The organism is Pseudomonas protegens CHA0 (assembly GCF_000397205.1).
Classification (GTDB): domain Bacteria; phylum Pseudomonadota; class Gammaproteobacteria; order Pseudomonadales; family Pseudomonadaceae; genus Aquipseudomonas; species Aquipseudomonas protegens.
Window position 1 is genome coordinate 1544896 of sequence record NC_021237.1, and the last position, 13497, is coordinate 1558392.

The 13497-nt window shown below is 64.4% G+C and carries 12 protein-coding genes; 9 read left to right on the forward strand and 3 right to left on the reverse strand.

Annotation, left to right across the window (positions count from 1 at the left end; all coding sequences use genetic code 11):
• Position 1: 1 nt before the first annotated feature.
• Positions 2–1159 carry a phospholipase D-like domain-containing protein gene (locus tag PFLCHA0_RS06920; RefSeq protein ID WP_015634449.1) on the forward strand — a complete coding sequence of 386 codons (1158 nt, stop codon included), beginning with the start codon at positions 2–4 and terminating at the stop codon, positions 1157–1159.
• A 243-nt stretch (positions 1160–1402) separates the two neighbouring features.
• Here the strand turns inward: PFLCHA0_RS06920 and bglX are convergent, their stop codons facing one another.
• A complete protein-coding gene (gene bglX, locus PFLCHA0_RS06925) occupies positions 1403–3694 on the reverse strand; it encodes a beta-glucosidase BglX (RefSeq protein WP_041116360.1) in 2292 nt (763 codons plus the stop codon).
• Between the two features lie 382 nt (positions 3695–4076).
• Here bglX and PFLCHA0_RS06930 point away from each other — a divergent pair, with 382 nt between their 5' ends.
• The 5 genes from PFLCHA0_RS06930 to PFLCHA0_RS06950 all read left to right on the forward strand — a co-directional run bounded on the left by PFLCHA0_RS06930 (position 4077) and on the right by PFLCHA0_RS06950 (position 8565).
• A complete protein-coding gene (locus PFLCHA0_RS06930) occupies positions 4077–4685 on the forward strand; it encodes a LemA family protein (RefSeq protein ID WP_011059694.1) in 609 nt (202 codons plus the stop codon).
• The gene (locus PFLCHA0_RS32050) at positions 4685–5605 is read left to right on the forward strand and encodes a TPM domain-containing protein (protein ID WP_015634451.1); all 921 of its coding nucleotides are present in this window, start codon (positions 4685–4687) and stop codon (positions 5603–5605) included. The genes PFLCHA0_RS06930 and PFLCHA0_RS32050 overlap by 1 nt, the downstream gene beginning before the upstream one ends.
• Before the next feature lie 33 nt (positions 5606–5638).
• Positions 5639–6394 (forward strand): TPM domain-containing protein, encoded by a 756-nt coding sequence (locus PFLCHA0_RS06940; protein WP_015634452.1) that lies wholly within the window; start codon positions 5639–5641, stop codon positions 6392–6394.
• 29 nt (positions 6395–6423) lie between these two features.
• On the forward strand, positions 6424–7041 hold the full coding sequence (locus PFLCHA0_RS06945) for a TPM domain-containing protein (RefSeq protein WP_011059697.1): 618 nt from the start codon (positions 6424–6426) through the stop codon (positions 7039–7041).
• 306 nt (positions 7042–7347) lie between these two features.
• Positions 7348–8565 carry a class I SAM-dependent methyltransferase gene (locus PFLCHA0_RS06950; protein WP_015634453.1) on the forward strand — a complete coding sequence of 406 codons (1218 nt, stop codon included), beginning with the start codon at positions 7348–7350 and terminating at the stop codon, positions 8563–8565.
• On the opposite strand, the gene PFLCHA0_RS06955 is transcribed toward PFLCHA0_RS06950, so the two are convergent.
• A complete protein-coding gene (locus tag PFLCHA0_RS06955) occupies positions 8553–9467 on the reverse strand; it encodes a DMT family transporter (RefSeq protein ID WP_041751995.1) in 915 nt (304 codons plus the stop codon). The genes PFLCHA0_RS06950 and PFLCHA0_RS06955 overlap by 13 nt on opposite strands.
• A 196-nt stretch (positions 9468–9663) precedes the next feature.
• Here PFLCHA0_RS06955 and PFLCHA0_RS06960 point away from each other — a divergent pair, with 196 nt between their 5' ends.
• The gene (locus tag PFLCHA0_RS06960) at positions 9664–10245 is read left to right on the forward strand and encodes a DJ-1/PfpI family protein (protein WP_011059700.1); all 582 of its coding nucleotides are present in this window, start codon (positions 9664–9666) and stop codon (positions 10243–10245) included.
• A 14-nt stretch (positions 10246–10259) separates the two neighbouring features.
• A complete protein-coding gene (locus tag PFLCHA0_RS06965; RefSeq protein ID WP_011059701.1) occupies positions 10260–10565 on the forward strand; it encodes a ribbon-helix-helix domain-containing protein in 306 nt (101 codons plus the stop codon).
• Between the two features lie 133 nt (positions 10566–10698).
• Here the strand turns inward: PFLCHA0_RS06965 and PFLCHA0_RS06970 are convergent, their stop codons facing one another.
• Positions 10699–11700, reverse strand: coding sequence for a GntR family transcriptional regulator (locus tag PFLCHA0_RS06970; protein ID WP_011059702.1), 1002 nt, complete (start codon positions 11698–11700; stop codon positions 10699–10701).
• A 395-nt stretch (positions 11701–12095) separates the two neighbouring features.
• Between PFLCHA0_RS06970 and PFLCHA0_RS06975 the strand changes: the two genes are divergently transcribed.
• Positions 12096–13454, forward strand: a complete 1359-nt coding sequence (locus tag PFLCHA0_RS06975) for an amidase (RefSeq protein WP_015634455.1) — start codon at positions 12096–12098, stop codon at positions 13452–13454.
• Positions 13455–13497 lie beyond the last annotated feature (43 nt).

Sequence of the window (13497 nt, forward strand, 5' to 3'; positions counted from 1 at the left end):
CATGCGCGCAGCGGTGTTCCCCTGGCGCGAAGGCAACCGCTTCGAGTTGCTGATCGACGGCCCGCAGTTCTTCCCGCGGATGCTGGTGGCCATTGCCCGCGCCCAGCACCAGGTGGAACTGGAACTGTACCTGGTGGAAGCCGGGACCTGCGCCGAGGCCATGGTCCAGGCCCTGGTGCAGGCAGCGCAGCGCGGGGTGCGGGTGCGCTGCCTGTTCGACGACTACGGCAGCCTGGCCTTTACCCAGGCCCTGCGCCGCAGCCTGACCGAGGCCGGTGTCGAGCTGCGCTTCTACAACCGGCTGAAATGGCGCCAGGGCTTTCTCAACCTGTACCGCGATCATCGCAAGCTGCTGCTGGTGGACCAGGCCCTGGCGGTGGTGGGCGGCACCGGAGTCACCGATGAGTTCTGGAAGCCCGAGGACAACAGCTGCGACTGGCATGAGGTGATGGTGGAGATTGCCGGCCCCATGGTCAGCGACTGGCAGCAACTGTTCGACCGGCAATGGAGCGCCAACCTGTATCGCGGGGCCTGGAAGCCCGGTGCCGATTTCGGCCTGCCACGCCTGCCGCGCCTGCCCGATACCGGCGAGGGCATGGGCCGGGTGGCCTACGCCGACGCCCGCCAACACCGCGACATCCTGCATTCGCTGATCCGGGCCCTGAGCAGCGGGCAGCGGCGCATCTGGCTGGCGACCCCGTATTTTCTGCCCACCTGGTCGGTGCGCCGTTCGTTGCGCAAGGCGGCGGCCCGGGGCCTCGACGTACGCCTGCTGCTGACCGGGCCGCGCACCGACCACCCGGCGGTGCGCTATGCCGGGCACCGCTACTACCCGCGCCTGCTCAAGGCCGGGGTGCGGATTTTCGAGTACCAGCCGCGTTTCCTGCACCTGAAGATGGCACTGGTGGACGACTGGGTGAGCGTGGGCTCGTGCAACTTCGACCACTGGAACCTGCGCTTCAACCTGGAAGCCAATCTGGAAGCCCTGGACCCTGCGTTGACCCAGGCAGTGGTGGCGAGTTTTGACGCCGACTTTGCCCAGAGCGAGGAAGTCAGCCTGGCGGTGTGGCGCAAGCGACCGCTGTGGCGGCGGATCAAGCAGCGGATCTGGGGTTGGGTCGACCGTCTGGTGGTCAACCTGCTGGATCGGCGCGGCTGACTCACGTGGCTGACTGTCACGGCTGACACGGCTGGCTGTGGCCGCTGCCGCAGGCTGCGAACGAGCGCGAAGCGGTCGCGGCGGTCGTGAGTCCGATGGAGGTTTGGCGGGAGATCGACAAGCACGGTCCTGCGGACCTTTGCGCAGCCTCGCAGGCTCGGCAGCGGCTACAGATATTGCAGCGATTGTGGGGATTACAGAAGGAGTCGGCCGGCGCAGGTCCTGCGCCGGCCGCTGGCAGGCTCAGAGCAGTTCGAAGCTCTGTTGCTTGACGTCCTGGGAATCCAGGCCGATCTGCACATTGAAGTCGCCCGGCTCTGCGGCGTACTTGAGCTGCGCGTTGTAGAACTTCAGGTCGTCCTCGGTGATGGTGAAGTGAATGGCTTTCTCTTCACCTGCCTTGAGCATGACTTTCTGGAAGTTCTTCAATTCCTTGATCGGGCGGATCATCGAGCCGGCCACGTCCTGGATGTACAGCTGCACCACGGTTTCGCCGTCACGCTTGCCGGTGTTCTTCACCGTCACGCTGGCGTCGAGCTTGCCGCTCTTGTTCAGGGTGGTGGAGGACAGGGCCATGTCCGACAGGCTGAAGCTGGTGTAGCTCAGGCCATAGCCGAACGGGAACAGCGGGCCGGTGGTGTCGTCGAAGTACTGCGAGGTGTAGTTGCCCGGCTTGCCCGGGGTGAACGGCCGGCCGATGGTCAGGTGGTTGTAGTAGGTGGGGATCTGCCCCACGGAGCGGGGGAAGGTGATCGGCAGCTTGCCCGACGGGTTGTAGTCGCCGAACAGCACGTCGGCGATGGCGTTGCCACCTTCGGTGCCGCTGAACCAGGTTTCCAGGATCGCATCGGCCTGCTGGTTTTCTTCCAGCAGCGACAGCGGCCGGCCATTCATCAGCACCAGCACCAGTGGCTTGCCGGTGGCCTTGAGGGCCTTGATCAGGTCGCGCTGGCTGGCAGGAATGTGCAGGTCGGTGCGGCTCGAGGATTCGTGGGACATGCCCCGGGATTCACCCACCGCGGCCACGATCACATCCGATTGCCGGGCGGCCTTCACCGCTTCGTCGATCATCTGCTGCGCCGGGCGCGGGTCGTCCACCACTTCCGGGGCATCGAAGTTGAGGAAGTTCAGGTAGTCCACCACCTTCTTGTCGGCGGTGATGTTGGAGCCCCGGGCGTACACCAGTTGGGCCTTGTCTCCCAGTACATTGCGCATGCCGTCGTACAGGGTCACCGATTGCGCCGGCACCCCGGCGGCGGCCCAACTGCCCATCATGTCGATCGGCGCCTTGGCCAGCGGGCCTACAAGGGCGATCTTGGCGGTTTTCTGCAGTGGCAGGGTGTCGTTCTGGTTCTTCAGCAGCACCAGGCTGCGCCGCGCGATATCCCGGGCGTCGCTGCGGTGCAGGCGGCTTTCGGCGTTGGTGTCGGCGGGGTCGTCCTCGGCCTTGCCGATGCGCACGTACGGGTCCTTGAACAGGCCCATGTCGTACTTGGCGGCCAGCACTTCACGCACGGCGTTGTCGATGTCCTTCTGTTCGATCTCGCCGGACTTGAGCAGCCCCGGCAGCTCCTTGCCGTACAGCGAATCGTTCATGCTCATGTCGATGCCGGCCTTGATCGCCAGTTTGGCCGCTTCACGTCCGTCCTTGGCGACGCCATGGCGGATCAGTTCGATGATCGCCCCGTGGTCGCTCACCGCCAGGCCCTTGAAGCCCCATTCCTTGCGCAGCAGGTCGTTCATCAGCCAGGTGTTGGAGGTGGCGGGCACGCCGTTGATCGAGTTCAGGGCCACCATCACCCCGCCGGCGCCGGCGTCGATTGCCGCGCGGTAGGGCGGCAGGTAGTCCTGGTACATCTTCACCGGGCTCATGTCGACGATGTTGTAGTCGCGACCGCCTTCCACCGCGCCATACAGGGCGAAGTGCTTGACGCTGGCCATGATGCTGTCCGGCAGGGCCGGGCTCTGGCCCTGGTAGGCCTTGACCATGACCTTGGCGATGCGCGAGACCAGGTAGGTGTCTTCGCCAAAGCCTTCGGAGGTACGGCCCCAGCGCGGATCGCGGGAGATATCGACCATCGGTGCAAAAGTGATGTCCAGGCTGTCGGCGCTGGCTTCCTTGGCGGCAATGCGCCCGGAGCGGCCGATGGCATCCATGTCCCAGCTGGAGGCCAGGGCCAGGCTGATGGGGAAGATGGTCCGGTGGCCGTGGATCACGTCGTAGGCGAAGAACATCGGGATCTTCAGCCGGCTGCGCATGGCCGCGTCCTGCATCGGCCGGTTTTCCGGGCGGGTGATGGAGTTGAAGGTGCCGCCGATATTGCCCGCGGCAATTTCCTTGCGAATCAGCTCGCGGGGCATTTCCGGGCCGATGCTGATCAGCCGCAGCTGGCCGATCTTCTCTTCCAGGGTCATGCGCTTGAGCAGGTCGCTGATAAAGGCTTCTTTGTTTTCCAGGGGGACCGGGGCAGTTTCGGCCAATACAGGGTGACTGGCCAGGCTGACCAGCAGGCCCAGCAAACACAGCTTCTTCATGAATATTGTTCTCAAGGGCTCAAGACCGACGCATGAGTGACGCGTCGAACAGCCAAAATTTAGGGAGCGACTATTGTTGTTCAGATAATTCCCGCACACTTCAGGCGGTGTGAAAACTGCTGCGTTCGGCAATACGGCGTTAAAAACAGGCTCGGAATGCTCATGTAGCCTCCTACACTCCGCTTCCTCGCCTGTTTTTGCCTTGTCTTGCATTCACTCGCGACGTTTTCACACCGCCTTATTTCTGAACTCTTTTTCGCGCTGGGCATCTTTTAGCCCATCAGCCCGATGCATTCCAGTGGCGCAGGCAGATTTTGCCCACAGGATGTGTGAAAGCGGGCAAAAGCTTCATTTCAATCAGGTTGTGCAAGGAGCCTCACCCATGAACATCACTCAAAGCCTGCGTTCGAGCTGGCCCATCGCTGCCTTGTTGCTGCTTACCAGCCTGCTCAGCGGCTGCGGCATCAACAACATTCCGACCCTGGACGAGCAGGTCAAGGCCGACTGGGGCCAGGTGCAGAACCAGTACCAGCGCCGCGCCGACCTGATCCCCAACCTGGTGGAAACCGTCAAGGGCTACGCCAAGCACGAAGAGCAGACCCTCACCGCGGTGATCGAGGCGCGGGCCAAGGCCACCTCGATCCAGGTGGACGCCAGCACCCTGGACAACCCGGAAAAACTCAAGCAGTTCCAGCAGGCCCAGGACCAGTTGAGCGGTGCCCTGAGCCGCCTGATGGTGGTCTCCGAGCGCTACCCGGACCTCAAGGCCAACCAGAATTTCCTGGCCCTGCAATCCCAGCTTGAAGGCACCGAGAACCGCATCGCCGTGGCCCGTCGCGACTTCATCCTGGCGGTGCAGAAGTACAACACCGAGATCCGTACCTTCCCCGGCCGCCTGTGGCACAGCCTGATGTACAGCGACATGCCGGTGCGTGAATCCTTCGAGGCCACCAGCCCCGACGCCGACAAAGCGCCGCAAGTTAAATTCTGATGAGCCCCGGGCGGCGCGTGCTGCAAGGCGCGCTGCTGTGGCTTTGGCTGGTGGGTGGCGCCGTACTGGCGCAACCACCCGGGCCCACACCCACGGATGGGGTGCCGTTGCGTTCGTCGCAACCCGCTGTCCAGGTCGAGCCCGCACCGACCACTGCGACAGCGGCACCGATTGAACGCCTGTTTCCCAAGCTGACCGGGCGGGTGGTGGACACCGCGCAGTTGCTCACGCCATCGGCGCAGGTCTACCTGGCGCAGATGCTGGAGCGGCTCGAGCAGACCACCACCGACCAGGTCGTGGTGGCCACGGTGCCTAGCCTGGGTGGCCATAGCATTGAGGAGTTCGGCCTGCAGTTGGGCCGGCACTGGGGGATCGGCCGGAAGGACAAGAACAACGGCGTCCTGCTGCTGGTGGCCAAGGACGATCGCAAGGTGCGGATCGAGGTCGGTTACGGCCTGGAGGGGCGGCTCAACGACATGGTGGCCCACTTCATCATCGATGGTTCGATCATTCCGTACTTCAAGGACGACCTGTATTCCTCGGGGATCATTGCCGGGGCCACGTCCATCGTGAACGTACTGTCGTCCACCGACCGGCCGATGCTGGTGTACCGCTCGGTGGAGAAAAGCTGGTACCAGAACATCGAGTGGATGTGGTGGTTCGAGAGGTTGTTCTACCTGGTGTTCGTCGGTGTACCGTTGTTCGGGTTCCTGACCCAATGGCGCAGCGGCGATGACTCGCCGGTTGTTGCCAGCGGCGATTCGGCCAGGCGCGAAACCAGGGCCGAGCGCGACACCGGTTCGAGCAGCAGTGCGTTCGACTGGTTCGACTCCAGCAGTTCCAGCTCCAGTTCAAGCTCGGGCAGCTTCAGTGGGGGCGGTGGCAGTTTTGGCGGTGGCGGGGCGTCCGGCAGTTGGTAGCACAAGCGGACAATCATTAAGGACGAGGTGCTGATGCGACTCTATAAAATTGGCCTGGTGCTGTTGCTCTGGGTCTTTGCGGTCTCGGCCCAGGCCGAGCTGAAGTTCCCGGCCCTGAGCGGGCGGGTGGTGGACGACGCGCAGATGATCGAGCCGACCACCAGCGCTCTGCTGACCCGGCAACTGCAAGCCCACGAACAGGCCACCGGCGAACAGCTGGTGGTGGTAACCCTGCCGGACCTGCAAGGCGCCAGCATCGAGGAATACGGCTACCAGTTGGGGCGCCACTGGGGCATCGGCCAGAAGGACAAGAACAACGGCGCGCTGCTGATCGTCGCCCGGGACGAGCGCAAGCTGCGCATCGAAGTGGGCTACGGCCTGGAGGATCGTCTGACCGACGCCCAGGCCTCGGTGATCATCAACCAGGTGATCACCCCGGCGTTCAAGACCGGGCAGTTCAGCAAGGGCATCAGCGACGGGGTCTCGGCCATGCTCCTGGTGCTGGGCGGCACGCCGCTGGACGAGCCGACCACGGTGTATGACAGCGGTGATAGCAGCAGCCAGGACGACTTTGTCCAGCGTCACCCGTTGCTGTTCATCTTCCTGGTGCTGCTGTTCATCCTGGTGATCATGGTGGCGCAGGCGCTCGGCTTGATCACCACCACCAGTGGGCGCGGCGGTGGCGGAGGCGGTGGCTTCGGCGGTTTTGGTGGTGGCTCCGGCGGCGGGGGCGGCTTCAGTGGTGGCGGCGGCAGCTTTGGCGGCGGCGGTTCCTCCGGCGGCTGGTAACTGACAATAAAAAGCGGAAATCCAACGACATGGCATTACTCAGTGAATTCGAACAACGGCAGGTGGCCGAAGCCATCGCCCGGGTGGAACAGCAGACCGACGCCGAACTGGTGACGGTGCTGGCCGCCCGGGCCGACGACTACGCCTATATCCCGCTGCTCTGGGCCAGCCTGCTGGCGCTGGTGGTGCCGGGGCTGGTGCATTACGCCACCGGCTGGCTGAACATGCACCTGTTGCTGCTGGCGCAGTGGGCGACCTTTATCGTCTTGTGCCTGGTGTTCCGCCTGCCGCGGGTCACCACCCGGCTGATTCCGCGATCGGTGCGTCACTGGCGCGCTTCCAACCTGGCCCGGCGCCAGTTCCTCGAACAGAACCTGCACCACACCGTGGGCGGCACCGGGGTGCTGATCTTTGTCAGCGAAGCCGAGCGCTATGTGGAGATCCTGGTGGACGAAGGCATTTCCAGGCGCCTGGACAACAAGCACTGGAACGCGATTGTCCAGGCCTTTACCCAGCAGGTCCGGCAAGGCCAGACCCTGCAGGGCTTCCTTGATTGCATTGAAGCCAGCGGCGAGTTGCTCAAGACCCATGTGCCCCTGACCCAGGTACGCAACGAATTGCCCAACCGCCTGGTGGTGCTCAACTGACCCACCCAGCTGGGGACTATGGCGTGCTACCTGTGTAGGAGCCGGCTTGCCGGCGAAGAGGCCCGTGAGCCTTGCACCGCCCTTGGGGACGCCTTCGCTGGCAAGCCAGCTCCTACAGCGGTGCGATACCGGTGTTGTTCTTGTAGGAGCCGGCTCGCCGGCGAACAGCTCCTTGAGCCTTGCACCGCCCTCGGGCGAGGATTTTTTACCGTCGGGTGAATAACTTCGTGCCCCGGCGGGGCTTGCTCCCTAAAATACCCGCCATTCCCTGATCGACACCGCGCATCGCCCGAGGCTCCCGCCCCCATGTCTGTTACCGCACCTTCCGCCCGCCCCGCGCCGGATCATCACGCCCAGTTCCTGCAACTGCTCGACACCAGCCTCACGCAGAACGCCTTTATCAAGCTGGTACTGGCCAAGCACGTGGGCCCGGAGGCGGACCTGCAACGCCTGATCATCAAGCAACTGACGGTCAAGGAGCAGCCGTGCCTGTCCTTCGTTTATCGCTACAAGACCCGGGACATCACCAAGAACTTCTCCCTGGACGAAGGCATCGCCGCCATCGCCGAGCTGCTGCCGGCTGCGTTCAAGAACGCCCACCTGCTGACCCTCACCGACGAGGTACAGCTCGAATACAGCAAGAAGGGCAAGAGTTCGCTGTTCAAGGGCAAGCCGCAAACCCAGCGCGATGCGCCGTCCGCCGAGCACAACCGGGAGAAGAACCGCTTCCTCGACCTCAGCCGGCCGTTTCTCGCCGACCTGGGGGTGACCAACAAGCAGCATGAGCTGATTCCGGCGATGTCACGCAAGTGGAAGCAGATCAACAAGTTCATCGAGGTCTTCAGCCACGCCCTGGGCAGCTCGCCGATCAAGCTCGACCAGCCGGTGCGGGTGGCGGACTTCGGCTCCGGCAAGGGCTACCTGACCTTCGCCATCCACGACTACCTGCGCAATACCCTCAAGGCCGAGGGCGAAGTCACCGGCGTCGAGTTGCGTGAAGACATGGTGACCCTGTGCAACGCCGCCGCGCAGCGCCTGGAGCACCCGGGCCTGGTGTTCAAGTGCGGTGACGTGCGCAGCGTGGCCCCCAGCCAGCTGGAAGTGATGATCGCCCTGCACGCCTGCGACATCGCCACCGACTACGCGATCCACACCGGTATCCGCTCCGGCGCGGCGATCATCATGTGCTCGCCGTGCTGCCACAAGCAGATCCGCCAGCAGATCCAGAGCCCGCTGCTGCTCAAGCCGATGCTGCAATACGGCCTGCACCTGGGGCAGCAAGCGGAAATGGTCACCGACAGCCTGCGGGCGCTGTTCCTCGAAGCCTGCGGTTATGAAACCAAGGTCTTTGAATTCATCTCCCTGGAGCACACCAACAAGAACAAGATGATTCTGGCGGTCAAGCGTGCCGAACCGCAGGATCCCAGCCAGTTGCTGGCCAGGATCGAAGAGCTCAAGGCCTTCTACCAGATCAGCGAACATTGCCTGGAAACCCTGCTCAAGGCCGACGGTTACCTCGGCTGAGGGCTGGCCGGCGGCGTGGGCAGCGGTGTGGCCGGGCGCACCGCGGTCTTGCGCCCCAGGACCACGGTAAGGATCACGCCCACCGCGAACACCCAGGTAATGGGCTGCACCTGTTCATCGAAGAACAGGGCGGAAAAGGCGATGGTGAAGAAGATCTGCAGTAGCTGGATCTGGCTCACCCGAGCAATTCCGCCCATGGCCAGCCCGGCATACCAGGCGAAAAAACCCAGGAACTGCGAGAACAGCGCAACGTAGCCGAAGGCCCACCAGGTCCTCATGGAAATCGCCCCCTGGTGCTGCGCCGCCAGGTACCACACCGGTCCGATCAGCAGCGGCGTGGACAGCACCAGAGCCCAGCAGATCACCTGCCAGCCACCCATCTCCCGCGCCAGCCGGCCCCCTTCGGCATAACCCAGGCCGCCCACGGCAATCGCCCCGAGCATCAGCACATCACCGGCCTGGATGCTGCCCGCGCCACTGAGCAGCGCATAACCCAGCACCAGCGCACTGCCCAGGGCGGCGCAAGCCCAGAAGGCCTTCGACGGCCGCTCGTGGGACAGCCACGCCGCATACAGCGCCACGCACAGCGGTTGCAGGCCATTGACCAGCGCGCCGTGGGACGCGGGCAGGGTCTGCATGGCCCAGGCCGAAAGCACTGGAAAGCCGAGGATCACCCCGAGAATCACCACGCTCAGGCCCTTGACCTGTTTCCAGGTCGGCCATCTTTCCCGGCGCCAGAGCAGCAGCAAGGCCGCCGGGATCGCCGCGAACAGCGCGCGGCCCAGGCCGTTGAGCAAGGGGTGCATCTGCTCCACCACTATCCGGGTGAAGGGCAGGGTCAGGCTGAAAATGATGACACCCAGCAGGCCGAGGGCCATGCCGGTGTTTTCGCGCGAGGACATGATGGCTACCAGAATTCGTACAGGGACACAGGTGCCTGCATCTAGCCATAAAGCCGCGCGATCCTGGTGCTACAGCTGGGTGCAGAGTTGTCCGTACAGTTGTCGCTGTAGTACCGGGTTATTACCCGGGCCGGTGGATTGGGGCTACCTTGAATACTCCTTGCGCCCCCGTCTTTCACTGAAAGGAGTCCACTCCATGGCCGCGAAAAAGATTCTCATGCTGGTTGGCGATTACGTCGAAGACTACGAAGTGATGGTGCCGTTCCAGGCCCTGCTGATGGTCGGTCACAACGTGCATGCGGTGTGTCCCGACAAGAGCGCCGGGCAGACCGTGCGCACGGCGATCCACGACTTCGAGGGCGACCAGACCTACAGCGAAAAGCCGGGCCATCTGTTTGCCCTGAACTTCGATTTCGCCCAAGTGAAGTCCAGCGATTACGACGCCCTGCTGATCCCCGGTGGCCGTGCCCCGGAATACCTGCGCCTGAACGAAAAGGTCCTGCAACTGGTCAGGGAATTCGACCAGGCTGGCAAGCCGATTGCCGCGGTGTGCCACGGCGCGCAACTGCTGGCGGCGGCCGGCATCCTCGAAGGCCGCGAATGCAGCGCCTACCCGGCCTGCGCCCCGGAAGTTCGGCTGGCGGGGGGCACCTATATCGATATCCCGGTGACGCAGGGCCACGTTCAAGGCAATCTGGCCACCGCCCCGGCCTGGCCGGCGCATCCCAGTTGGCTGGCCGGTTTCCTGGGCCTGCTGGGCACCAAAATCACCCTGTAAGCGAGGGCCACGCCATGTGCGAGCTGTACGTCAAAGCCGACCCGATTCTCTACGAATCCCGTTCTCGCTCGTTGCGCATCTGTGGCGTGGTCACGACCTTGCGCCTGGAAAACCAGTTCTGGGACATCCTCAGCGAGATCGCCGAAGTGGACGGCATGACCACCAACCAGCTGATCGCCAAGCTGTATGAAGAGGTCATGGATTACCGTGGCGAAGTGGTGAATTTCGCCTCCTTCCTGCGGGTCAGTTGCACCCGCTACCTGAGCCAGCGCCGCAGCACCGTCCCCGACCTCAGCCTGGTAAAGCGCAACGCACTGTAGCCGCTGCCGCAGGCTGCGAAAGGCCCGCAGGGACGCGGGGTTCTGAGGGCCGCCGGAGGTTTGGCAGGCGATCGCCAGGCAAGGTCCTGCGGACCTTTGCGCAGCCTCGCGGGCTCGGCAGCGGCTACGGGGCTCAGCTGATTTTGCTGAGGAAGCCGGGTAGTTCCGGTTCCGGGAGCACCGACAGCACTTTGAGGCGTTGCAACATGCGCTGGCGGGCGCGTTGCAGGTGTTCTCTGAGGTTCAGGGCCGCAGCGTCGTAGGCACCGTGCAGCAGCAGTTCGAGGATCAGTCGGTGCTCGGCGAGCATCGCCGGGTCGGCGCCGATGCCCAGCAGGCGGTAGAAGATCCGGTTGATGATCATCGGGCTCTGGGCCTGACGGATCAGCGCCGCCATCTTGCGGTTCTGCAAGCCGCCCAGGCATTGCTGGTGCAGGTCTTCTTCCAGGCGTTCCAGGGCCTCCAGCCCACAGTGCTCGGCCTGTTGCGCCTGGGTCACCCGTTCCAGCATCTGTTCCAGGCGTTCGCGGCCCAGGCCCGGCGCGCTCTGGCGCAGGGCTTCGGGTTCCAGGCAGGCGCGCAGTTCGTAGTCTTCGGTGACTTCCCGGGCGGTCAGCGGTCCGGCCAGCCATTGGGAGTAGGGTTCCTTTTCCACCAGGCCGCGATCGCGCAGGCGCATCAGTGCTTCGCGGACCACCGCGCGGCTGACGCCGTAGTGCTCGGCTGCGGCCTGTTCGTCGAGGCGAAAGTGACCGAAGGCGATGCAGGTGGAGAGGGCACTGCCCAGTTCTTCGTAGATCCGTTCCCCCAGGGGCCGGGTGTCCACCAGTTCTTCGTCGCTGGCCAGCCCCAGGTGGGCATGGCTCAGGGGCAGGCGCAGCGGTTCGATCTCCAGGCCCTGGGGGTTGATCAGGTAGCCGCGGCCGTCAAAACGGCTGATCAGCCCTTCGCCGTGCAACAGATCGAGGGCCTTGCGCACCGGCACTCGGCTGGTGCCGAACAGTTCCGCCAGGGGCGCTTCCAGCAGCACCAGGCCCTGCAGGGCGGTGCCCTGGAGGATGGCGTCGCGCAAGACCTGACGGATCATGGCGTAGCGCGATGCGGTGCGCGGGTCCTCTGCTGACACTGCTTTCATCGGTTCCTCTAGGGGCTGTTGCCGGTGGGTGACGAGCCCGTTGCCGGGCCGCGGTGGCCGGGGATTCTCTCACAGTTGCCAAGTGTCACTGAGTGCCACGTTTGGTTGCCCCGTCCTGGGGCCGCCCTGGGTGGGTTGTTACCTTTCTGCACCAAAATGTACTTTTTAATAAAAGATACATTATTTCAATGGCAGACCCTTGGGCGAGGATTTTCTCCGTCGGTCGTCGCGCGATCTCTGTCAGTAGCCCAATCTGGCTCGCTATTACAGGCGAATCTGGGGGATTTTCCGAAAGCACGCGGTGCTCCCTGCGTTTTGAGCTGGCACGGAATCTGCTCTGTATAAAATGTACATTTTAATATTTAGTACATTTTTAGATTTTTGCGGAGTGATCCATGCCCCCTGATTCGCTGAATGACGCCACGGCCATGGCGCAAGCCTTTGCCTCGGGCCGCACCGATCCGGTCCAGGTTCTGGAGCAGGCCCTGGCGTTGGCCGAGGCAACGCCCCATGTGTTCATTTCCCTGTGCCCGGCCCGGGCCCGGCGCGAGGCCGAGGCGGCGGCTGCCCGCTGGCGGGCCGGCCAGCCGCTGAGCCTGCTGGATGGCGTGCCCCTGGCCTGGAAGGACCTGTTCGACCTGGCCGGCAGTATCACCACCGCCGCCGCCCAGGTGCGTCGCGAGGCGCCGCCGGCCAAGGTGGATGCGCCCAGCGTACGGCAGCTGTGCCGGGCCGGGCTGGTCAGCCTGGGCAAGACCAACCTCAGTGAGTTCGCCTATTCCGGGCTCGGCCTGAACCCGCACTTCGGCACTCCGATCAACCCCCACAGTGATGCCCAGCCACGGATTCCCGGTGGTTCCTCGGCAGGTTCCGCGGTGGCGGTGGCGGCCGGTATCGTGCCGATCGCCATGGGCACCGACACTGCCGGTTCGATCCGCATTCCCGCAGCCTTCAATGGCCTGGTGGGCTACCGCGCCACCTCCCTGCGCTATGACCGCGAGGGGGTGTTTCCCCTGGCCGAAAGCCTCGACAGCCTCGGGCCGCTGACCCGCAGCGTGCGCGATGCCTGGCTGATCGACGGGCTGTTGCGCGGTGGCGACCCCCGGCAATTGCCGTCGCCCCGCAGCCTGGCCGGGCAACGCTTCTGGGTCGATTCGCAAGTGCTTGACGACAGCCGTACCCAGGCCGCCGTGCGGGCCAATCTGCTGGTGGTCATCGAAAGCCTGCAACAGGCCGGGGCGCTGGTGGAGCAACGGCCGCTGCACAGCCTGCAAGCCACCCTGCAACTGATCCAGGAACAAGGCTGGCTCGGCGCCGCCGAAGCCTTCGCCCTGCACCAGCCGTTGCTCGACAGCGAGTACGCCGAACAGCTCGATCCGCGGGTGCGACGGCGCCTGGAAAGCGCCCGGCAGATGCCCGCCAGCCAGTTGCTGCGGCTGTACCAGGCGCGGCGCCAGTTGCAGCAACAGGTGCAGGACGAACTGGACGGCGCGGTGCTGATTACCCCCACCGTGGCCCATGTGGCGCCGCCCCTGGCGCCCCTGGAGCAGGACGAAGAGCTCTTTGCCCGGACCAACCTGGCGACCCTGCGCCTGACCATGCCCGGCAGTTTCCTCGACATGCCCGGCGTGGCCCTGCCCAGCGGCCGCGATGCCCAGGGCTTGCCCACCGGGCTGTTGCTGAGCCTGCCCCAGGGCCATGACCGGCAACTGCTGGATGCGGCCCTGGCGCTGGAGGCGGCGTTGCCGCGCTAGCTCCGACGATTTTTTTCAACCACAAGCAATCACTGGAGGCCGC